Below are 24,084 nucleotides of genomic sequence, written 5' to 3' on the forward strand. Positions count from 1 at the left end.
TAATATGTCACTTATTAATATTGAGAATTATCGTCTAGAAAGTTTATGGGTAAAGAAACTAAAGACTGAGTACGCACCCATAAATGGCATCAAAAAGGTATATGGGCCAATAGGCCAAAGTATTTGTCTATACGTACGTCTCACAAAATAATTGGATAAATTACCGAACTTATGAAGTGAATTTCTCCAGCAATACGCCAATGTAACTCCTACCTGATTATCAGCCGGTACTACGGCATGAAACCAATTTATAGGGATATAGAGCGCATCTCCATCCATAACCTTTACCAAGATTGGCTTCAAGTTCATATTAGGATCCAGACGCTTCCCAGACATGTATTCTTCGTTATTTAAATAATTAGTTACCGTATGGGCATTTGGAATATCCGGTGGTAGCAAGGCGACGATTTTATCACCTTTTACTTGACACATTAATGTTTCATCAACATCGTGATAATGCCATCCGGTTGACGCGTTCTTATACAAGAAAAAACGATTAGGTGGATATGCTCTTGCACTTTTAGGATTAGTCAAAAACGGAAAAGTAAGCATATCGTTTTCCAAAGGACCAAAAAAAGAGTGTTCATTAATTATTTCGGCTGGAAGGCTAAGTACTTCATCTTTATCTTCGTTACTAAAAAAACGCTTTGCAGCTTCGTAAAAAGACATTTCCATACGACCTTCATTGTTGAGATCTCTATCATTAAAATTTCTATGGGGATAAATGAAAATTTTGAAATCTTTACAAAAAGATGTCCAATAATCAGGTTTTCTCCATTTGGTCCAAGCTGGCCATTCTTTTACCGCACCTTTAATAAGACAAGCTTCATTTTTATTCACCCAATTATTGTGAAAATCACTTTCGCTAAGGGTTTTAGCATCAACTTCTGGTAATTGCCCTGCATTTTCAATCCCAGGAATAAAAGAAAATAGCTCATCATAATATGGATTGTCTTTATCATTCATTTCTTCAAATTTTAAGTTATTAGATTATTATGATATACATATTATATAACACACAAGCCGAGACTGTTAAGCATATTAAATACGTGCGGTAGAACTGTTTATTAATTTTCTTTAAAAAATAGTCGGTCCTAAATAGAAATGAATATTAGAGCACCTTAACAAGGTTTCTTAAGCTAGTATTATCTGAAATGACCACGGTATTCACTCGTATCAGCAGATAGCTATATGAAATAAATAGGCAGATCTAATTAAAAGCTTTTTGATGAGCTAAGCAGATAGTATGTATTAGAATCGTTTTAAGTATAGTAAAGTATAAAAGAAAAAGGGAATCCGTAAGGCGCACCTTTCCGAAACTTTATATTCTAAAAATGATTTAGTAATTAATCGTTTTCTCTCAAATATTCTACAGGATCGACATTTATAGATTTTATAGTCTGTAATATGATAGACAAACTTGCAATGATAATGGCAAACAATCCGGCTAATAAGAAATACCATACTTGAAGCTCAATTCTATAACTGAAACCCATTAACCAAGACTTTGTTATGTAAAAACTTAGAGGCAAAGAAATAAACAAAGAGAATAGTACCAATACTACAAACTCTTTAGAGAGTACATAGACAATTCCCATATTAGTGCTACCAAGTGATTTTCTAATTCCTATTTCTTTTTTTCTTCGTTCTAAAGTAAAAGCCGAAAGACCAAAGAGACCTAAACATGATATAAATATCGCAAGTAGCGCAAAATATTTTGAAAGCTCTGCGATTCGGTTTTCAGTTTCATATAATTTTTCAAAATCATCATCCAAAAATTTATAATCAAATGAAAAATTAGTATAATTTTTGTAAAAACTACCAATTCGACTCAGTGTATTTTTCATTGCGCCATTCTTTATCCTAACAACAGAAATTAGAGTTTTATTCGGACTTAAAATCATGAAAGCAGGTTTGACGTTATTTCTAAATGATTCGAAATAGAAATTTTCAACCACACCAATAATTTCCTTATTTTCTCCCCAGAGTTGAATTGTCGTTCCTATAGGCGATTTTAATCCCATAACCTCGATAGCTGCTTTATTCAGTATGATTTTTGTATTATCCGCGACATAATTTTCAGAAAAGCTTCTACCTTCTGAAAGTTCAATGCCTAATGTTTCGATAAAATCATGATTAATTTGAAAGCTGGTGAAATTGACTAATTGATCAAGATCTTTTCCTTGCCAATTTACATCAACGGTATAACCTTCATTACCAACTAGGCTATTTTCTATACTGGTAGCATTCTCTACTCCCGGAATTGCTTTTAATTCTTTAAGAAATGGATCCAGATTGCTTTTAGCCCGACCCTCTAATGTAAAGTATACTATATTTGCCTTATCAAAGCCCAGATTTTTATTTTGAATGAACTGGATTTGCTGGTACACAACCATAACTGAAACGATAAGTATCACTGATAAAATAAACTGGAAAATAACAAGACCTTTTCTTGTCCATATTTCTAAGAACGAATTACTCAACTTTCCCTTTAAAACTTTCGCTGGTTCAAAGCCAGATAAATAAATTGCCGGATAACTTCCTGCGATAAGTCCCGTTACTATGCAAATGAAGGCAAGCGCCAAAATCATTTCTAGAGTGAAATTGAACTCTAACGTTTTTCCTATAATTTCATTGAATTGCGGAAGCACTAATAGAACTATGATAATCGCAAAAAACATTGCTATAAAACTGAGAATTACCGATTCTCCTAAATACTGAATTATTAAATCTAACCTACTCGCTCCTATTGCCTTTTTAACACCAATTTCCTTTAATCTTCTAGTCGCCTTTGCCGTAGATAAGTTCATGAAGTTAATACAGGCCATGGTTAAAATAAAAATGGCTATTAATGCAAAGAGCCTCACATTACTTATTCGTCCGCCACTTACCGTACCATTTTCGAATTCTCCATAAAGGTAGTTACTGGAATACTCTTTCAGAAAGAGAATTACATTATCCTGATTTTTATCTTTCTTCGTTATGAAATCTTTGATAAGTTTATCAATTCTTTCAGAAGTCACATTCTTTTCTAATACAATATATGTATGAGGACCATGATTTCCCCAAGTCATTGGCCGGCCTATTTCGTTAGAGAGATCCACAAATTTTTGGTAAGGAATAACAAAGTCAAATTCTTCAGTAGAATTTGCTGATAGTGTTTCAAATACACCAGCTACTCGACTTTCCTTTTGTTTACCAATCAAATTCCATTCTATAGATTGCCCGATAGCTTGTTCAGGACTTCCAAATAACTTAGTCGCTAAATCTTTTGAGATAACTATATTATTTCTATCATGCAATACGGTCTTTGCATCCCCTTTTAACATAGTAAATGAAAAGATTGAGAAATAATCTTTACCCACAAATTGTCCCTTTTGCTTAATCACGTCAAGACCTACACGCAATGTAAAATCTCCAAACCAAGATGATGGTGCTACAGCTGCAGCATATTCAATTCCTGATACTTCATTTTTGAGCGTCTCGGCAAGCAAGTCTGGAGTAGCTCCTTGCGTCACAATCTCTCCACCCAATACCTGATTTTCCATAACTTGAAATAATCGATCATCATTTTCATGAAACTTATCTACACCTAATTCAGAACTAATCCACATGTAGATCAGAATTACAGAAGCCAAACCAATAGCCAAACCAAAGACATTGATAAAAAATGAAAGCTTATTCTTGAAAAAATTTCTTATTGAAATTAAAAAGTTATGATATAGCATATTTTTTGGTTTACAGATCGTTATTCGGAGAGAGACAAATTTGATGCCATCAGTAAAAAAACTAATAACCACCTGATATTCAAATTATTAATCTATTAGTATATTTTTAATTATGTCCTAAAATGTACACTTAAGTTCGATATAGTACATATTAGATATTACTATGGTCAGCCATTAACGGGAATCCAATAATACTGGTTATTAATTGAATAATTTGCGGAGTGATAGGCGGACGTGGATTCGGGTCATTTTCACCAAGTACCTTCCATCTAAAAAGAGAATTTTTAACATAATCGATTTCGCTTGTAGATAGTGAAAGTGAGCTAAATAATTCATTATTATTGAAATCCTGCCACAAAAATCCAATTTCTTCTGCCAATTGCCTGGTAAAACTCCTTTCACCACGTTTTGGCCAGGACATGATCGAGTTATATTCTGAAAGATAGTAATAATTAAAAACCTTAGAGATAAGCTGCTGCTTCCAACTTGTAAAACGACTATAATATTTTGAAAGTTCGCTGGCATCACAAATCTGTAGACCGGCTCCAAAAGTTGCTTCATCAAGCATAAAAAGCGAGACCCAAATGCCATTGATAACCAAGGGGAAGCGTATGTTACGTTTATCGCTCACTCCATAGACTCCAAATGGCATAATGGCGCTTTGTGATTTACCGATCGGATACTTAATTGAAAAATAATTAAAGTTTGCATTTTCGTCTTCCATTAGCACAGCAAAATTTTCTTTATTCTGTAAGGTTTCGCTAAGATTTAAAGGAATATTATCACTCGATGGAACCGTTGTAACAATTTCAAAAGTATCCTCAGTAAATGCCGAGGCTAACATGATGATTTGCTCTTTTGTAAGTTGATTAATGTCTCTGTTTATTTTATCCATAGTAATCTATTTAAAATATTCATGGCCGGTATAAATGAACTGGTTTTTCAATTATCTGTCGTTAGAAATATTAATTTATAGAAACAAGCTATCAATATCCTCCTGCATCAAATTGGCATTACTAAAATCTGAAGGTGAAAAATGATGCTCTTCTTCTTTCATAACCATCTCAATAATTGAGGATAATTCTTTGTCGAATTGATGAAGTAATTGATCAACTGTTTCACGTTTCAAACTCTTAGTATTATAAAGTAATTTGTACTGTAATTCTCCATTAATAATCATCATATTAATTTCAAATTTGGCGGTCATTTGATTGTTTTTAGAGGTTTCATTTCCAGAGAATAAACTATTTAAAACAAATAACTCATTTGCAAACTCAGCTCCAAACTCTCCTAAATAGTTAAAGCGTACTTCAGGAAGATAAAAATTATTGCTGGTAGCGTTGTTTGATTGTTGCATCAACATATATCCAATGCCCTGGTTGGGGATACTTCTAAACTTTTCTTTTATCAGTAAAAGCGTTTCCTTTAAATTTTCGCTCACCAATTTAACTTGTAACGGAAATAATGTTGTGAACCAACCAATTGTTCTCGATACATCAAGATCAAGCATTGTTCTACCATTATTTTCAACTTGAATTACAATCGTTTCTTGTGAAGTCCACTTTTTAAGTACCAAAGCCCAAGCTGTGAATAATACAATTTGTATATCTAAGTTAAACACATTCTTTTGTCCTGTAATTTTAAGAAGTGTATCAATGGTATTTTTGCTAAAAGTTCCTATCAGCTCTGTAACGTTTGAAACTTGCCAATCGTCGGTTTCATAATCTAAAGGAATTTTGAAAGTGGAGGTATCGCTTTTAGTCCAGTACTTGGTGTCATTGACAAAATCATCCGTTTCACAAAATTCCTCCATATATTGATGCCAAATGATACCTGAAGCTGTTTTAGATGGAAGCAAAACATCCTCTTCTTTTTCTAAAGCCAGATATATAGTTAATAAATCTTCTAATAGAATACGCCAAGAAACGCCATCTACCAAAAGATGATGAGCCGTAAGAAATAATCTATCACATGTACCTTCGCTTTTAATGATAGCGGCCTTAAATAATAATGATGATGAAATATCGAAATCTGACTTTATCCGTTCAAATAGCTGTATACTATCGTCTTCATTTGTATCTGCAAGTGAATAATTTTGTAGTTCGAATTTTCTTTCTATATGATTAGTATTATAAAATAAATCTCCGTGATTAGTATTATAATTGAGACGGAGCCCATCATGATGCCTAATTAGCAATTCAAACGCTCTTTCTAAATATTCATTTATCACCTTACGCTTCAAACTCAACACGATGGATTGATTATAAAATCCAGGATCCTTGAAAGTATTTTTGGTGAACCACCATTCAATAGGTGATAACTTTTTGGACCCCTGAACCATCTCTTGTGACATTTTATTTCGGACGGCGATTTCTTTCTTTCTAGAAATTATGTAGAGTCCTAATTGCTGAAGGGTATTATAGGTTAATATTTCTTTGACCTTAACAAGAATATTTCGCTCCTGAAGTTTTGATGCAATTTGAGTCGCTTTTATAGAGTCTCCTCCTAACTCATAGAAGCTATCCTTATCACTAAAGTTTTCTTTTTTTAGAACCTCTGACCAAACTTCCTTTAAAACTTTAAATATTTCATTTTGCGATACGTCAGTGGTTTCATTTTGAATTGTAGCTTGATTAGAAAGTTGTAAAAGTTTTTTGATATCAATTTTACCATTTGATGTAAGTGGAATAGTATCCACTTTTATAAACATCTCAGGTATCATAAAATGAGGTATGCTTCCAGCCAAATAATTTTTTAAATCAATTACGGTAAGTGGTTTTTCTAATATTCGTTTTTCAGTGTAATAAGAGACCAGTTTTAACGTGTCATTTTCAATTTTGGTTGTTATCACACAGGAAGTTATAGATCTGTGATTAAGAAGAACTCTTTTGATTTCTTCCAGTTCAACTCTGTAGCCATTTATTTTTACCTGCTCATCTGCCCGACCAATATATTCAATATCACCGTGAAGATTACGCTTGGCTATATCTCCAGTTTTATAGATTTTTGATCCTTTAATAAAGGGGTTCTTCAGAAATTTTTCATTTGTCAAATCTTCACTTGCAACATATCCCTTTGCTAAACCATCTCCGGCAATAAATAACTCTCCAATAATCCCGGTTGGCACCGGCTGTAAAAATGAATCTAAAAGATATATTTGAGTATTTGCAATCGGTTTACCAATAGGTACAGAAGCGTAGTCATCTGTAGGGTTATAAATATAAATCATGCACCCAATAGTAGCTTCGGTGGGACCATATTCATTAAAAATTTTGATTGCTCCTCCAAATTTTAAGTGAATAGCGTTAGCCAATTGTGTATCCAAAATTTCACCGCCTACAATTAATTTCTTTAAACGACAATTTGCAATAGATCCGAAGTCATATGCAAGTAATAATCTAAGATGAGAGGGGGTCACTTTTAAAATATTCGTCTCGTTGTTTTGTAACACTTGTTCAAAATCTAGAGTTGTTGAATCGCCTGAATAAATGTACATAGGGTTTCCACTACATAAGGGTAAAAAGATAGAAGTAAGCGTCAAATCAAATGCTATATTAGTAAAGAGTGCTATGCTTTCCGAATTTGAATCCAGATATGCGTCTTTTGCCCATTGCACGTAATTTGCAAGTGATTTGTGTGATATCATAACCCCTTTAGGACGACCCGTGGTTCCAGAGGTATATATGATATAAGCTAGGTCGCTTGATTCAATTTGAGTAAATTCAAACTCGTTTTTGGTCAAGGCCGCATCTAGTGCTGACAATGTTAGTATCAGCTTTTTCGCAATATCCAGATTTTCTACTGGTTCTTTACATATCAATAATTTACAAGAGGCATCGCACAACATAAAGTTTATCCTATCTATGGGTAAATCCTCTCCTATAGGCAAATACACAGCTCCCACTTTCAAAATTCCGAGTATACAATGTATTAATTCAGGATGCTTATCTAATTGTACCGAAACAACATCTCCTTTTTTCACACCAAAACTTTGTAAATGTGCTGCAATTTTAGAAGATCTATCATTCAACGTTATAAAATCTTCATTATAAGATCCATAACAAATTGCCTTATTATTTGGCGTTTCATGAACCTGATCGAGAAACAAATCAACAACCGTCTCTTTAGGGAACCTGTGAGGTGTATTGTTAAAATCAACAATCACTTCATTTTGTTTCTGTTTTGACAGAAGTGATAATTCTGAAAATACTACCGCGGGATTGTTAGCTATCGTTTCTAAAGTTTGTTCAAAATAGCTCTGAAAATTAGCTATTGTTTCCGGTCTAAAAAGTGCCGAAGCATATTCCAAAATATAGACGATCGAATTTTCATTATACAGTTCAATTGAAAGATCGTATTTAGAATAGCCAGGATCAAAAAAGAAATTTTCCAAAGCAACACCGTCCTGATAAGAATTAATTGAAACATCAGGAAAGAGAAACATTGTATCAAAAAGGTTGTTTCTACTTACATCCCTTTCACGTTGATCAAATTGAACTAATTTATGAAAAGGATATTCCTGATTTTTAAATGTAGCTCTTAAATTTTTATTTTCAATAGATAACGATTCAAGAAAGGTGTCGTCCCCTTGAACCGAAGTGACCACCGGTAGTGAATTTACAAACATTCCGAAGATAGGCTGTAAATCAATGTGAGTTCTTCCAGAGACAGAAACTCCTATACAATTTACGTTAGTGCCTGTAATCTTTGACAAGAACCATTTGTATGCTGTGAATAAAACATTATGTAAGGTAGTGTTATTTGAAGTGGCTATATCACGTAAGCTATTACTTAGGTTCTCACTTAACTGTTTTCTTACCCGTACCCCAGAATTATTAAAGAGTTGGGGTCTTACAAAATCTATTGGTAATTCTAATAAAGGTAAAGGCTCCTTAAGTTTACTTTGCCAGAAGGATTCTTGATCTAAAAGTTTTTCTTGATATGTTGTTGAATTTTCCCAATGAATATAATCCTTATAGTCTATTAAAATCGGTGATAATTCTGAGTTTTGTAATAATTGAGCAAATTCATTTATAAAAATTTGAAGAGATTGACCATCAGCTATGCTATGATGAAAATCTAAAAATAAAATGTTATTTTGTGTAATAACTTCTAACAGATAAAACCTGAATAATTTGGGTTTTGTAAGTTCAAACGGAGTGATTAATTCTTTTAAAGTTTCCTCTATTTTATCAGGATCACAATTTAATTTGGTTAAGGCAACAAATTCATACTTCTCCTGAAAAAATGATGCTTCATCTTCATCATCAAATACCGAAAGAAGAAGTGAGTGACGCTTTAAAAGCGTATTCAGAGCTTTCTCTATTTGATCTAATTGAATCCGTACGTCAATGGAAAGAGCAACTGGAATATTGTACGCCACGGTCTTCGGGTTTACTTTCCATGCGTTAAAAATATTTTTTTGTGCTTCGGAAAGTACATACTTAGCTTCAGTAGGCGACGGCAAAATAGCAGTGTATCCCGTACTTTCGAATGATACAATTGCCTTGTTTAATTCACGTATTGTTGGACATTCATATAGCAAATCAATTGGCAACTCTATTTGAAGATTTTTTGACAACAGCATAGCTACTTGTGCAGCTTTTAGAGAGGTCCCTCCTAGTTCAAAAAATTTATGATTTATTCCAAAATCATCTCTACCTAAAACTAATTGCCATATATCGTAAATAGCAGTCTCTCGTGTATTCCTTGGAGCTACCGCCTCCATATTTTTTGATTCCTGAGTAGACAATAATTGCAATACCGTTTCTTCAACCTCCTGATAAACACCTTTTTGGTATTGTTGTAGTAGTTTGTAGCGTTGAAGTTTACCACTTGTAGTTCTAGGAATATCTGTAACGGGAATAATATGATCCAGTTGGAAACCTATTTTAGCATTAATTAACGTTCTCAACTCAATTACTAAAGTTGCAAATTTATTAAAATTCTTGCCTCTATAGAACACGAATGCAACGGTCTCCTCATTATCTGTAATAGTATTAAAGAATCCGGTAACAGCTATTTTATTAATTTCAATTCCGTCAATTTCTTCCGCAACGCTTTCAATATCGTGTGGATAATAATTTTGCCCATTAACAATAATAAGATCCTTAATTCTTCCCGTTATGTACAGGCAATTATTCTTCATAAAGCCCAAATCACCCGTTTTAAGCCATTCATCTTGTATAGCTTCCTCTGTAGCCTCATAATTATTGTAATATCCCGAAGTTACATTAGCCCCTTTTATTTGGACATGACCTATAGTTTTTTCTGAAAGTTCCTTATTCTGGTGATCGGTAATTCGAATTGAAACATCGTCAATTGCAGTTCCCACATTCACAAAACTAACCGACTCATTTTCCCGAGAGGGCATCACCATATCCCCGAAATTTAAAAGTTCACGAACCACGCTATATGATTTAAGCTCTTCGTCCATTCGTGAAATTGAAACCGCTAAGCTCGCTTCAGCCAATCCGTATACTGGGCACATCACCTGTTTTCTAAGTCCATAAGGCTCCATTTTTTCTAAGAATTCCTTACACAGTTGCTCTGAAATAGGTTCAGCTCCATTATAAAGTACTCTAACATGAGACAAGTTCCAACTATACGCTTGTCTGTCAGAACAGTGTTGTAGAATATACTTATAACCAAAATTAGGAGAACACAAGATGCTCACCTCATACTTTGTAGCTATATCAAACCATAGTGCTGGTCTTCTCACAAAAAGAGTTGTGGGTATTAAATAGTGATCCATACCACTAAAAAGAGGATTGATATGAAAACCTATAAGACCCATATCGTGAGTAAGAGGCATCCAACTTATCATAGAGTCATTTTCAGAATAAGAAGCTGCATTTGCAATAGCTGAAACATTCGAAATTAAATTTTTATGAGTCAAGATTACTCCTTTAGGACTTCCTGTGGATCCTGATGAAAATTGAATGTATGCTATATCATTTTCTCTAGCCTTATGGACAATAGCCGGTTCATTTTCCTTCACCTCCATACCTTTTGAAAATTCAATAACGTTCTTTTCAATATGGTCATGGATAACCATTAAATCATGAGCCTCTGCATAGGATTTTAAAGAGGTTAAATTCTTTTTTGAAGAAATAAGCTTAGGTTTTTTTAATACGGACCACACATTAAATATTTTTCCTTTGTGATCCTCTTTATGACCTATTGTGAGTGGCACAGGGATTATACCTCCAAGAATACATCCCCAAAAAGTAATGATAAAAGATCTATTGTCTTCGATCTGGAAAACCAATTCGTCCGCCGGACCCATTCCTCGACTTTGTAATACTGCTAATACTATTAAAGCTTCCTTGTACAGCTCTTCATAAGACAGGAAAGTTTCTTTTGAACTACCTTCAATAAATGTTATTCCTACCGAAGACAAGTTACTTCTTTGTAAGAGAATTTCAGAGAGCGTACTGGGTTGTATCATATGTACTAATTATGAACAGAAAAATTTAAAAAAGTGTAATCTACTGAGTTATATTTGTTTCAGCACAGAAGGCTTGAAATCTTTTTTTTTCAAATGGCACTTGATATACAATCTGACAATATGCTTGAAGAGAGAGTTGCTGAAATATTTTTGTCAAGCGAATCTATTCGAACCAAAATCATATCTTTATTATCAACTCGAAGAACTTCACATTCTAATCCAACTAATGGACCATATTCTACTTTACGAATCTCCCCAACTTTAGGCAAAACCTCTGTGGTCGCAATATCTGTTACTCCATCAATATTTAAGAGAATTCTTACTTTTTCAATTTCACTATCCCTAACCACCGCGTAATCGTTTCCAAAACGTATATAAGCACATGCTCCTTCTACAGATAATGCTCTATAGAAATCCAACGAAGAATGAATATTAACAAATACATAAGAGGGGAAAAGAGGTATTTCTATTGTTTTTTTTCTATCACTCCATTGTCGTACAGTTTTAACGAGAGGCAAGAACGACTCTATGGACATTTTCATTAGTGAATCATACACTTTTCTTTCCTGTCGAGATTTCACATAGATAACGTGCCATCCTTTTGTAAAGAATTTCATCAAAATATTTGGTTTAATATGGAAGGTTTATAAAAGCTACGCTTCCTTGAGTCACATTTTCTTAAAAATATGCTAAGGTTTGTCTGTTTCAAAACTATTCAATTAATGTAGTCTTTGGAAAATATATGGAATAAAAAAAGTAAGGATGATCCTTACTTTTTTCTGTTTGGGTTACTAAACTATATAAAACCCTTTTCTTTGGCTATATGGAGAAGCTCCTTATCATCGGAGCTTATAATATTAAAAATTTGTTTTAGTTGCCGTTTTCTTTTTTCTATGCCTGCTATAGAAAGTGGTAAAATATTGGGAAGATCTTTCATTTTTGTTCCGATAGATAACTCATATAAAATTTTCCTATCAATATTATCCAGTAAAAAATCGTTTGAAACTTGCTTGCGAAGTAATTTTATAACTGTTTTACTGTAATAAGGCGGATCATTTAAAATAGTGTCAATCGCTTCTATAAGCTCTTTTGGTGTAATATCATTTTTAATCAAGAAACCATCGGGGTTTAAATTTTTAAAAATACTATGTACACGATAGTTATCGTTAAATGTAGTAGATACAATAATTTTTGTATCCGGTAACATTTTGTTTATTCTCAAGCCCAAATCCTCTCCTGATAAAATCTCACCATCTATCGATGGTGGCAACTTAATATCTAAAAAAACAATCTCAAGGTTTTTCTCACTTTTAGAAAATTCTTTGATTAACTTAAAAGCACTATCACAATCTTGAGCTGTTACTATTGAAAATACAATAGACTCATTTAGTTTGCTATAGTAATTAAAAGCAGATTTATAAGCATCTGTAATTAAAGGATGGTCATCTATAATAAGAACTGAATATTCTTTGTTTTCCATTTTTGATAATTTAAATAGGAACTTGAATTTTTATTGTAGTACCTTCATTTAGCTTGGAATGGAGATAAAATACGCCATTTATTTTTTTAACTCTGGATTTCATGTTTTTTATTCCAATACCTTTTTTCTTTTGTTTTGCGTCAAAACCAAGACCATCGTCTTTTATTATTATAACCAAATTTCTGTTATTGTATTTAAAAGATACAGTTAAATTTTTAGCAGAAGCATATTTAATAATATTTAATAAAGCTTCTTGTATAATTCTATATAGGTTTACTTTAATAACTTCATTAATTTTTTGCCAATTGATATGCTCATCAAAATCAAGTTCATATTTGAAATTTCCTATTTTACATTTACTTTCTATGAGGTTATAAATAATTTTAGAAAAACCAATCTGCGAGCTATCGATATTGTTACTTAGTTGATGAGACACTTCTCTTATCTCCTTTTCTATAATTTGCAATTCTTCTAAAAATAATTGATGCTGTTTCCTTATATTTTCATCGCATTCAAAGTCTAAAAAGCCAAGACCTACTCTTGTCCCGAATAATTTGCTCAATATACCATCATGTAATTCTTCAGCAATTCTATTACGCTCTCCAATTTTTTCCTTTTCTAATTCTTCTTGCTGTTTTAAGGTGATAAGATAGACTTGTTCGTTCGCTTTCTGTTGCTCGTTTTCTAATAGTAATTTTTCTGTTTTTGCATTTTGAATCTTTATAAAATACAGTAATCCTAAAGTTAAAATTAGTCCAAAGCTAGTTAGTAATACCCAGATTATTTTCTGTGATAAGCGTTCAGTTTCTTCTATATATTCATCGGTTTCATAAGAAATCCGCATAAACTTATTTTGAATTTTACGTTCTACCGTTTGTAAGCTATCACTAAATTGAATATGTTTTTTTAGATGTTCTACAGCATTTTTGATATCTAATTGTGCTAATAAAGATAAGGTTTCTAGATAGTCTCTGCTGTTCTTAATTTTTTCTGCTAAACTATTTGCTTCCTTCACCAAACTGATAGCAGCAGCGGTATCTTGTTTGTAGACATAATAATGGGCTAAGTGAATTTTACTAATTATGATACCTCCTTTATCATTTAAACTGTCCCTAATATGCAAAGCTTCTTTCAAATATTGAGCAATATCAATTGTATCTCTCATTAAAAGATTACCGTATGCCTTATTACTTAAAACTCTAGCATAGTGACTTATGTTTTGTGACTTAATATTCTCGTTTTCTAACACTTTACTAAAGTAACTTGCTGCTTTGGCGTACTCCTTTTTTCTTAATAATGCAATTCCAATGTTGTTAAGAATAGCTTCTTTCAAATAGTGATTACCTGCCACCTTATTAGAATATTCTATTGCTTTGTTATAGTATAACAAGGCTCTATCATACTCATATATATCATTTTGTAATTGACCTAGGTGATCGTAACATGAGGCCAAAGACTTATAGTTTTCTAATGTTTCAAATTTGTTAATTGCTTTAAACGTTAATACTTCACTACCTGAATAATCCTTAAAACGCCCTTTAGTAAAAGCCATACCATATTGAGTCTTTGCAGACTCATATAAATGCCCGCTTTTATCAAAATAGGTATGTGCTAAATTAAAATGATAGAATGCAGAATCATACACTTGCTTTTTGTTGTAATAGCTTGCATAATTCCAATGCACATCACCCAATGCAAATGAATCATTAAATTTTTTAGCAATACTAAGAGCTTCTTTATTTTGTTTTTTAAAAAGTAAGGTATCTCCAAGTTTTAAACTTTGATATGCTATAACACTTAAATTTGAAACCTGTGAAGTGTCAATTTTTGAAGATTTTATACTTTGATAAGATTTTTTGAGGAACTGTTTTCTTGTTATTTTAGAATATGAAGAATTCTTTGCAGCGTTGATCCAAGAATTAACACTATCGTTTGCAGTATTCAACAACTCGGTGTTGACTCTTTCATTATTATGAACACAAGATTGGTTAATAAAACTAACTGATAGTGATATAAATAATATCTGATATATTCGATTACAACTCAAATAATTTGTGTTTTAGACAAATCTATAAAAAAGCCTCTAATTATTAAATTAAAGGCTGATTTTGTTATCTGAGTTTCAATCTTTACTTCCATCATCAGTAGTAGCACTATCATCACCTGTTGCTTGTGTATTATCAATCGTATTGGTTGAATAGTCTTCAGTTTCCTCTGGTGTACAAGAGTAGACAATTGTTGAGAACAGAAATAAGAAAAAAATTGATTTTAAGGTTTTCATGTTTTTTGAATTTTAAGATTAAACAAAGTTTATAGGCAGTAAAACACAGCCTTATAATTCTAAAATTGTGCACAATTGATTGCTTTTTAATCGCAATCTTAAGAATATTCATTGGCTAAAATAGAGAGCTAACTATATGCTAACTATAAAAAAAACATGTTTTTAGTGAATGCTATTAATCTGCGAGTGAAACGCTACTTTACTATGGTAAAGTTAGTTTAAAGTGAGCATCGTATTTTTCAATAAAACTTGATTTATCAAGTCTATATTAGTTATAAAGGTTTTAGTAAAGGGGATTTTATGTTCATTATTAATGATACATACAGATTTTCCATAATGAATTCGAGAAATACAATGTATATTTATGATATAACTTTTGTGAATTCTCAAAAAAGTTTGAGGTAATAAATTTTCAAAAATTTTTAGTGTTTTATAGGCTCTTATAATTCTACCATTAGCCATATGAAAATCTGTAGTATTATTATCTGCCTTTAAGTATAAAATATCCTCTATATTTAAATATTGATAATCCTTATAAGATTTTAAACAAATGGTTTCGATTTCATCAAATTGATGCTTCTTTTGATATTTTAGAAGACTCTTTCTTATGGAGAGCTCATTTAAAGGCTTCAATAGAAAGTCTGAAAAATTATACTTATACGAATCAAACGCTTTCTCTTTTGAAGTGGAAAGCGCTACAAAAAAGGGTTGATATTCACTATATTGTGATAATTCAAAAAGAAATTCTAAAAAATTGATTTCGGTTGAATCAATATTGATAAAAATAACTTCTGGTTTTTTTTTGAGAATAGTGTTTAAAGCAACTTCCTGATTCTCTTTTATCACACTATATGATAGTTCAGTAAAATCCTCACACACCGCTTTTATGGTTTCAACGGCCTTTTTATCTTTATCAATTATCAAACAGTCTACCACGTTAACTTTTTGAAGCAATTTAAAAACACAAAAAGAATAATGAGTATGGACTTAGGATACAATAAATAAGGTTGAGGCTTACTTTTTTGGAGAAATAGGTTATTTAGACCTTAATAAAAATTTAAAGATATTAAAGCTTAAAACTATTGTTTTTTAATTCTTGTTCCTAACTTGAGTGTCTATGTACACCCATACGACTTCGTTTTGGGCGCTTACTTCTTAGTTTCAAACTTTCCAAGCAATAAACCAAATACATACGATTGTGGTTGAATATGAAGACTTCCCTTCTCAACAGGATATGGATTCGTTATGCCCCATAGAGTACGCTTAATGAGGTTATCTCGTACATCCGCATGCAGAGTAGCTCATCGATATGCCCTCTCTCGGCCTTGAAGTAAAAAACAATCTTACGCCTTATAAAGCAATATTAAAATGCAGCAACGCTGAATGGAAATATTATACTCCATCCCGATGTTAACGGACTATCCGGCGTTTTCGGGACTGTCTCAGTACTATTGTAGGCACGTCCTATAGGATCTGTTACTCGCAAACTAAAGACGACGCCCAGTTTCTTTAACAGCGAGTTCTCCCCTTTAAGCTTCTTCAGTCTGCATAGTTACAATACGTCTGGTTCACGGCATTTCTTCTTCCAATTGTAAAAGGTGGGCTCGCTGATTCCCTCCTTTCGGTAGAACTCTTGGATACCTATACCCGTTTCCACCTATTTAATTGTAAATACAATCTGCGACTAAGAATACTTGAATCCTTTCAAAAGCAATTAGGTATTCAAAGTTAAAGAATTATTCGTCCTGAATTCTCCAATTTTAATAGGACCTGTTTATAGGGAGGGGCTCATGTTATATTAACTAGATGTTATAAATATTATCGTAGTTGACAAACAAGGGGTATCTGACTGAGTTCCATCAAAATTATTTGGTTAGATTACTCCTATCGAATTTCTGTAAGCAATAAACATCATAAATAATATATACTTCAGGTTTTCCTGCAGCTCTTGTTATTGTATTTCAAAATTAGATTTTATAGTTGTGTCCGAACTTCCTCCAACAAATACATTAAACTCCCCAGGCTCTAGGACCCAATGACCATCATTATCATAAAAGCCCAAGGTAGTGCTGTCCAATACAAAGCGGACTTTCTTTTTTTCACCGGGTTGTAATGAAATCATTTCAAAACCCTTTAATTCTTTAACCGGTCTGGTTATACTGGCAAAAAGGTCTCTTATGTACAATTGAACGACTTCTTTGCCTTCACAATCACCAGAATTTGTAACATTCACAGCAACTTCAATTTTTGGCGCTTTATGTGAAGTGTTTACGGGGATAACTTCTAGATGTTCATATGCGAAGGTAGTATAGCTTAAGCCATGACCAAATGCATACAACGGACTATTTTTCTGATCTGAGTAATGCGACCAAAAAACAACATCGGGATCAGGTTCTACAGGTCTCCCTGTATTTTTATAATTATAATACATAGGCGTTTGACCTATATGCCGAGGAAACGTCATCGGTAATTTTCCGCTAGGATTGTAATCCCCGTACAACACTTGAGCAATTGCATGCCCACTTTGCGAACCTAAATGCCAAGCTTCGACAATTGCAGGCACATGCTTATCTGCCCAGTTGATAGCTAAAGGACGACCGTTATTAAGTATTAAAACAATATTCTTGTTTACTTTATATACTTCTTCTAATAATTCCTGTTGGACTCCCGGTAAATCTAGTTCTGTTCTGCTTCTTCCCTCTCCACTCTGAAAACCAACTTCTCCCAAAACCATCACCACTACATCAGCTTGTTGCGCTGCTTTTAGTGCTTCGTTAAATTCACTTGTATCTGTAGCATTGATCTTTACTTTCTTTATAAAAGCCGTTTTACCTACAGACACATCCGCACCCTTGGCGTACATCAATGTATTTCCTTTGTATTCCTGCATTCCTTCTAACACCGATACGGCTGTATCGTCATCTGCCCCTATTCTCCAACTACCCAACGGACTATTTTTATCGCTCGCCAACGCACCGATAAGTGCTATTTTTTGACCTTCCTTCTTAAGTGGTAATAGTTGCTTCTCATTTTTTAATAATACAATGGATTTTTTTGCGATATCCAGAACAGCCTCTTGATTGGCTTTACTACCTATAACTGTGCGTTCTCTTTCTTTATTACAGTAGCGATAAGGATCATCAAACAAACCTAATTCATACTTTACCTTCAAAATCCTTCTTACAGCATCATTAATCGTGCTTTCTTGAACACTACCTTCCTGTACCAGACTTGCCAAATGCTCCACGTACAAATAAGACTCCATATCCATATCGGATCCTGCCTTAACAGCAATTTCTGCTGCTGTTTTTCCATCTTTTGCATGGCCATGAGCTATCATTTCGGTAATAGAACCCCAATCCGAAACCATGAAACCATCAAAATTCCAAGCGTCCTTTAAGATATCACGTTGTAGAAATTTATTACCCGTCGCAGGAATACCATTAAGTTCGTTAAACGCGTTCATAAAAGTTTTCACTCCAGCCTGAGTGGCCGCTTTAAAAGGAGGAAAAATAATATTATGTAAGGTAGAGGTTCCAATATCCACTGTATTATAGTCTCTGCCTGCTTCGGCAAATCCATAGCCAGCAAAATGTTTGGCACATGCTGCAATCGTATTGTTTTTAGATAGATCCTCTCCCTGAAAGCCTTTTACACGTGCTATGGCGATCTTAGCCCCTAGAAAGGGATCCTCGCCTGCTCCTTCCATGACACGTCCCCACCGGGCGTCTCTGGATATGTCTACCATAGGAGCAAATGTCCAGTTAATTCCAGCTGCCGAAGCTTCATCTGCCGCGACCTCAGCAGATTTTTGTATAGCTTGTAAATCCCAGCTAGCAGCCTCTGCCAAGGGAATTGGACTCATCGTTTTATAACCATGAATCACATCAAACCCAATAATTAGCGGAATGCCCAGTCGTGACTCTTCTACAGCAATTTTTTGTACCGAAAGTACTTCTTCTACGCCGCGAACATTCAACATCGATCCTACCCAGCCTTTACGTAGATGCTCATATTTTTTTGCAGCCATACCGTCTTTTGGTTTAGGACCTGTTACATCCCAAAAACCGTTGTACTGATTCATCTGCCCTATTTTTTCTTCTAATGTCATTAGAGAAAGTAACGAATCAACTTTTCGATCCACATCACTATCAATACTAATGACATCGGTATTCGAACTTGAAGATGGTCTTTTACTTACAGGATGTGTTTGTACAAAACTGGCCGTCAAAGTAAGCAAAGCAATTGCTATGATAATAAAGATTTTATTTCTCATATAAAGTATAGGATTTAAGCGGTTTTGAAATGTTAGGTTGAGGGGTATCATTACAATAAATAACCCCATCCTACCAACTTGTACGTTATAAATGGCTGATAAAAAAGTTCTATTGATATACTCTTACATAGTCAACTTCCAGGGAAGATGATACAAAGGCAGGGTCAATAGCACCTCCCAAATTACCTCCCATAGCCAGATTCAGTATTAAAAAAAAGTCTTTTTCGTAAAACGGCGTTGCTGTTGTATTCTGAAATCTATGATATACCTGATTATCTACTAAAAAAACTATTTCTTCTGGTGTCCAATCCACACTATAAGCATGAAAATCAGTAGAAACTCCAGGAACAGTTATTTCTTTGACAATTGCGTTTCCTCCATTATTCTCAGGAAAATGCAAAGCGCTTGATATGTTATTCTGATTATTCCCTACATGTTCCATAATGTCCATCTCACCACAAGCCGGCCATCCTATCGTTTCAAAATTAGCTCCCAACATCCAGAGTGCAGGCCAAGTTCCTCCTCCAACAGGTAATCTTGCACGTATCTCCACTCTACCATAAGTAAACGAGAATAAATTCTCTGTTTTTATTCTGGCTGAGGTATAACCCCCGTTTTCTGCTTTTGCTGTTATCCTAAGCAGTCCTCCCTGCACAGAAACATTACCCGGATCATTTGTATAAGTCTGAGCTTCTCCATTACCCCAACCATTGGTTCCTGTTCCTAAATCATACGACCAGTTCGCAGAATTTGGAGCTCCCTCTACATCAAACTCATCAGACCACAATAAGGAATTAAATGTAGTTTGAAAACTTTCTTCTTTATTGGTAATTATAAACCACCAGTCAAATTCGTTATTTCCGTCTGTGGTTCTCAGAATTAATTCGTTTGCGGGTTGTTCTGCGTACTTATAAAGCTCATACTTATGGTTGCCTCCGGTATAATAACCGATAAATGAGGTACCAGTTAAGCTAATGGTCTCCACGCCTCCTGGTGCACTAATTGCCCAAGAACCTGTGTAATCACTATACGGATAATTTAATACATCGGCGCCATCAACGGTTCCTGTACCCGGTCCCGCTAATTCATCAATTAGGTCTATCCTGCCAAAGACAGTACCTTCAGGATTCAACGTTGGATCATCATTTTCATTATTTGTAATATGGGTAAATGTTGCATCTTCCCCAAAAATATAGCGATCGTCATACATACCTACATTTTCTTTACTATTTGGTGGTGCAGAGAAAAATTGTCCCGGTTCTTCACCTTCAACGGGTCCTAAACCAAAATGTCCTTGAACCTCACTTTTTATTCTCCACGAACCCGTAGTTAACATCGTTATTAATTCGATAGGAGGTTCATATAGCACCAAAACATCTACCTCAACCGTAGTACTTGATGACACGCCACCAGCCCCTACCGCTATAACAGTTACCTGATAGGTACTCAGCCCGGTGTTTCCGAAAGTATACTCCTGTATTCCAGATGGCGATGATTGCACATTGCCGTTATATACAAATTGGTAAGCTATGGCATTTTCTGCATTGGCTTTAAAAATCACTGTGCCGCTACCGTCGCCATTTGGATTGCTCTCATCTGAACCTACTATATCTGCTGTGACTTGTATATTGGTAGGAGCGATTATTGCTCCTACTGACACGTCATCTTCTTGACAGCCTATTAAGAGAAAAATAATCGTTCCCAGGAGGTATTTTATATTTATTATTGAGCTCATACTTTTATTTATTACCATTAGTTATGAAAATATACATTGTCAATATACACGGTTGTAGCTCCTGTAGGAGATCCAACATAAATTAATTGTGCTATATTGGCTCTTGTGGTTAATCCAGTAAAATCTGACAGTGGAATAGCTAAACTAACCCATTCTCCTACTGCCGGATTTGAGATAGTGATTTCATGCTCTACATCATCACCACCTTGAAAAAGTCCGTCAGCACCAAAGTCTACTAGTTTTATTTTAAATTCTGTGAAATCATCTGACCATACATCGGTATGAAAATGCGTCATAGCCGTTGCATCGATAGGTGCCGAAGTGGTTTCAATTCCCACAAAATTTAAAGCACTGTATTTTTTTGTTGCATTACCTTCTACTGTCACATCTTCTAATACAGCATCTGACCATGAAGTACGCCATGTATCTACGGTAACATCTGTGTATGCATCACTAAACATAGAAATGACATTTGCTGCCGCTACAGTAGGTGTTGGTGCTGCTGTAACCGTCTGTGCGCTTCCTTTATAAAAATAAATATTATCTATAAAAACTGTTCCTTCTGCCCAGGGAGTTCCAACAAATTTTAACTGATGAATATCTGCTACTGTAAGTCCTTGATCTGTAAATGCTGAAATAGGAATATCAATAGCTGTCCATTGCCCAGCGACCAAATCATTAGAAAAAGGCTTTTCACCATTTGTTTGACTAATAAGTGATGTTTCGATTGCAGTTACGTCTCCAGACGTCCATACGTCCATATGAAAGAATTCCATAGCACTAACATCTACAGCTGCTCCAAATTGAATACCCTGATAACTTAAATTTATGTATTGTAGCATTGCATCGCCATTAAGATCAAATAACGACCAACTACTACCCTGGCTTCCTTGACCCCAATCCGGAAAATAGTCGGTTCCCGGTTCATCAGTATAAGCAGCACTAAATACTGACATTACGTCTTGAGCGGCTCTTGCGGGCGGGGTTGGTGCAGATGCCACCGGTTGTAGAATTTCTGTAACTTCAAATACTTCAGAATACTCAGTAGTAGCGATAGCTCCTCCTTTTGCTACCACTTTAATTGTATAAGTTCCCGGTTGTTGGTAGGTATACGATGCTACTTCACCGATAGTAGCAGATACAGGAGCATCATTTCCTTCTTCTCCGAAATACACGTCAAAAGACATCGCATAATCCGCGGTTGCAGTAACATTTACCTGTTTGGAGGTAGCTTCATCATTTGCGATCACAACCTCTAAGTTTTCGGGAGCATTAAAGGATATTACAACTTGTTGAATTGCTTCTGTTTTTAATCCTGTAATTCCTATACCGATTATCCTTAGATCATAGGTTCCTTCTGTATATGCATGCGTTATCACCTCTCCCAGTTGTATGTTAACTGGTGCCTCAGTTTCATCTCCAAAGTATATATCAAAGGATACCACGCCATCTCCCTTTGGAGTAATGGTTACTAACCCGGTATTATCCTGAGTCAGCTGGATAGCAGCAGCTATATTTGCAGGTGCATCCACTTTATTAAGGTAATCGAAATTATCGTCGTCGTTACATCCTTGAATGATCAATAGCAAAAGAAATAATCTGAATGTGTGTTTAAAAAATTTCATTTTATTCTATTTTATATTTTAATATCCTGGGTTTTGCTCCCAACTATTTCCAGCTAATTGGATTTCTATTAGCGGTATAGGAAATACTTCGTGTTTTCCTGTCATAAAACCTTCTATTTCCTGAGCCGCTCTTCCGGTTCTAACCAAGTCAAAAAAGCGATGTCCTTCACCAACCAATTCTACTCTTCTTTCCTGATAAATAGCATTTGTTAGTGCATTCCCTGTAGCGGTAACATCCGGTAATTGTGCTCTATTGCGCACTCTATTTAGATAAATAAGTGCCTGCCCATCATTACTTGGGGACTTTCTGTTATGTGCTTCTGCAGCCATTAATAATACATCTGCAAATCGAATTGCACGGTAATTGTTAGGGTTTGTGAGGTTTGGGTCTCCGGTATTAAGGTCCCCTTGACGTGCTATGTATTTGCGATTGTAATATCCTGTATGTCCAACTTCGAAACCTGTTTGATATCCAATAGAATATGTTGCTCCTGTCTCTTCCGCCCACGCTTCAATATCCAGAATCGCCACATCTTTTCTGATATCTCCGGTTTCAAATGCATCCACTACTTCTTGTCTTGGCAAGTTAAAACTAAAGCCAGATTCAAATAGCGGCCCCGTGTAATTACGTATTCCATTAAACCCAACTGCTACATTCCCTTCACTACATTGCAGGCAATCAAAACCGGCTCCTGGAAAATTATCGTCGTACTGCACTTCGAAAACAGATTCTATGTTATTCTCTCCTTCTTGTTCAAAAATAGAATTATAGTCTGCTACCAAATCGTAAGGTCCCGCTATTACTTGGTCCAGAACCGCTGCTGCTTCAGAAAATTTATCCTGGTACAAATAAACTTTTCCTAATAAAGCTCGGGCTGCACCTGACGTCACTCTACCTGCTTCTGCCTGTGTTGCAGGTAAATTAGCTCCGGCGAATAGTAAATCTTCTTCAATCTGAGTATAAACAACCTCTTTGGGGGTGCGTTCAATCCCACTTTCTTCCCCAAAAAGAATTCTTTTATCAATCGCTAACGGCACATCACCAAACCATTTTACTAATTCGAAATAGTAATAGGCTCTGAGGAAACGGGTTTGAGCAATAATTTGCTCTTTCCCAGAAAAATCAATTTTGTTCTGAAATTCCATAATATAATTTGCTCTGTTTATTCCGGCAAACATCCAGTTCCAAATATCTCTGAGCTGGGCATTCACCGAAGTGTGCTCCATCTTATCCACTTCTTGTATTCCCGGTACATCAGATGCGCTTTCTCCTCCCGCTATGGTATTATCTGAAGCTATCTCACCTAGCATAACATTAAGATAGGTGGATTGCAATAAATCATAAGCTCCGATTAGAGCATCCTGATACTCCTGTTCTGTATTAAAAAAATCCTCTGAGTTTGGATCAGGTGAAGCCACGTCTACAAAGTCATCACTACAAGAGAATAAGACAGACATTGTCATAAAAAAGATTGCGGATTTCACTATATATTTCATCTTTTTCATTTT

13 protein-coding genes are annotated in these 24,084 nt (G+C 34.6%); all 13 read right to left on the reverse strand.

Going from position 1 to position 24,084, the window contains the following annotated elements:
• Nucleotides 1–27: 27 nt before the first annotated feature.
• The gene (locus BD809_RS08115; RefSeq protein WP_148782472.1) at nt 28–966 is read right to left on the reverse strand and encodes a cupin-like domain-containing protein; all 939 of its coding nucleotides are present in this window, start codon (nt 964–966) and stop codon (nt 28–30) included.
• A 380-nt stretch (nt 967–1,346) separates the two neighbouring features.
• Nucleotides 1,347–3,728 (reverse strand): ABC transporter permease, encoded by a 2,382-nt coding sequence (locus tag BD809_RS08120; protein ID WP_148782473.1) that lies wholly within the window; start codon nt 3,726–3,728, stop codon nt 1,347–1,349.
• Between the two features lie 151 nt (nt 3,729–3,879).
• Complete coding sequence (locus tag BD809_RS08125) at nt 3,880–4,623, reverse strand: hypothetical protein (RefSeq protein ID WP_148782474.1); 744 nt, start codon at nt 4,621–4,623, stop codon at nt 3,880–3,882.
• A 75-nt stretch (nt 4,624–4,698) separates the two neighbouring features.
• Nucleotides 4,699–11,178 carry a non-ribosomal peptide synthetase gene (locus BD809_RS08130; protein WP_148782475.1) on the reverse strand — a complete coding sequence of 2,160 codons (6,480 nt, stop codon included), beginning with the start codon at nt 11,176–11,178 and terminating at the stop codon, nt 4,699–4,701.
• Nucleotides 11,179–11,267: 89 nt separating this feature from the next.
• On the reverse strand, nt 11,268–11,795 hold the full coding sequence (locus tag BD809_RS08135) for a UpxY family transcription antiterminator (protein WP_148782476.1): 528 nt from the start codon (nt 11,793–11,795) through the stop codon (nt 11,268–11,270).
• Between the two features lie 179 nt (nt 11,796–11,974).
• Nucleotides 11,975–12,658 (reverse strand): response regulator, encoded by a 684-nt coding sequence (locus BD809_RS08140; RefSeq protein ID WP_148782477.1) that lies wholly within the window; start codon nt 12,656–12,658, stop codon nt 11,975–11,977.
• Between the two features lie 10 nt (nt 12,659–12,668).
• On the reverse strand, nt 12,669–14,603 hold the full coding sequence (locus tag BD809_RS08145) for a tetratricopeptide repeat-containing sensor histidine kinase (protein ID WP_148782478.1): 1,935 nt from the start codon (nt 14,601–14,603) through the stop codon (nt 12,669–12,671).
• 177 nt (nt 14,604–14,780) lie between these two features.
• Nucleotides 14,781–14,939 carry a hypothetical protein gene (locus tag BD809_RS15585; RefSeq protein WP_170251821.1) on the reverse strand — a complete coding sequence of 53 codons (159 nt, stop codon included), beginning with the start codon at nt 14,937–14,939 and terminating at the stop codon, nt 14,781–14,783.
• Between the two features lie 213 nt (nt 14,940–15,152).
• Nucleotides 15,153–15,863: a LytR/AlgR family response regulator transcription factor gene (locus BD809_RS08150; protein ID WP_170251823.1), complete on the reverse strand. Its 711-nt coding sequence runs from the start codon at nt 15,861–15,863 to the stop codon at nt 15,153–15,155.
• A gap of 1,027 nt (nt 15,864–16,890) precedes the next feature.
• Entirely contained in the window at nt 16,891–19,215 is a 2,325-nt protein-coding gene (gene bglX / locus BD809_RS08155; RefSeq protein ID WP_148782480.1) for a beta-glucosidase BglX, read from the reverse strand.
• A gap of 109 nt (nt 19,216–19,324) precedes the next feature.
• Nucleotides 19,325–20,950 carry a glycoside hydrolase family 16 protein gene (locus tag BD809_RS08160; protein WP_170251825.1) on the reverse strand — a complete coding sequence of 542 codons (1,626 nt, stop codon included), beginning with the start codon at nt 20,948–20,950 and terminating at the stop codon, nt 19,325–19,327.
• A gap of 17 nt (nt 20,951–20,967) precedes the next feature.
• Nucleotides 20,968–22,575 carry a hypothetical protein gene (locus tag BD809_RS08165; RefSeq protein ID WP_148782482.1) on the reverse strand — a complete coding sequence of 536 codons (1,608 nt, stop codon included), beginning with the start codon at nt 22,573–22,575 and terminating at the stop codon, nt 20,968–20,970.
• 18 nt (nt 22,576–22,593) lie between these two features.
• Nucleotides 22,594–24,081 carry a RagB/SusD family nutrient uptake outer membrane protein gene (locus BD809_RS15750; protein WP_211356701.1) on the reverse strand — a complete coding sequence of 496 codons (1,488 nt, stop codon included), beginning with the start codon at nt 24,079–24,081 and terminating at the stop codon, nt 22,594–22,596.
• Between the last annotated feature and the right edge of the window lie 3 nt (nt 24,082–24,084).

Origin of the sequence: Aquimarina intermedia (assembly GCF_008124785.1) — a bacterium.
GTDB classification, from domain to species: Bacteria; Bacteroidota; Bacteroidia; order Flavobacteriales; family Flavobacteriaceae; genus Aquimarina; species Aquimarina intermedia.

Bases quoted from the DNA above. Each gene is read 5' to 3' on its own strand.
- BD809_RS08115 (WP_148782472.1), bottom strand. From the start codon at position 966: ATGAATGATAAAGACAATCCATATTATGATGAGCTATTTTCTTTTATT.
- BD809_RS08120 (WP_148782473.1), bottom strand. From the start codon at position 3,728: ATGCTATATCATAACTTTTTAATTTCAATAAGAAATTTTTTCAAGAAT.
- BD809_RS08125 (WP_148782474.1), bottom strand. From the start codon at position 4,623: ATGGATAAAATAAACAGAGACATTAATCAACTTACAAAAGAGCAAATC.
- BD809_RS08130 (WP_148782475.1), bottom strand. From the start codon at position 11,178: ATGATACAACCCAGTACGCTCTCTGAAATTCTCTTACAAAGAAGTAAC.
- BD809_RS08135 (WP_148782476.1), bottom strand. From the start codon at position 11,795: ATGAAATTCTTTACAAAAGGATGGCACGTTATCTATGTGAAATCTCGA.
- BD809_RS08140 (WP_148782477.1), bottom strand. From the start codon at position 12,658: ATGGAAAACAAAGAATATTCAGTTCTTATTATAGATGACCATCCTTTA.
- BD809_RS15585 (WP_170251821.1), bottom strand. From the start codon at position 14,939: ATGAAAACCTTAAAATCAATTTTTTTCTTATTTCTGTTCTCAACAATT.
- bglX (WP_148782480.1), bottom strand. From the start codon at position 19,215: ATGAGAAATAAAATCTTTATTATCATAGCAATTGCTTTGCTTACTTTG.
- BD809_RS08160 (WP_170251825.1), bottom strand. From the start codon at position 20,950: ATGAGCTCAATAATAAATATAAAATACCTCCTGGGAACGATTATTTTT.
- BD809_RS08165 (WP_148782482.1), bottom strand. From the start codon at position 22,575: ATGAAATTTTTTAAACACACATTCAGATTATTTCTTTTGCTATTGATC.
- BD809_RS15750 (WP_211356701.1), bottom strand. From the start codon at position 24,081: ATGAAAAAGATGAAATATATAGTGAAATCCGCAATCTTTTTTATGACA.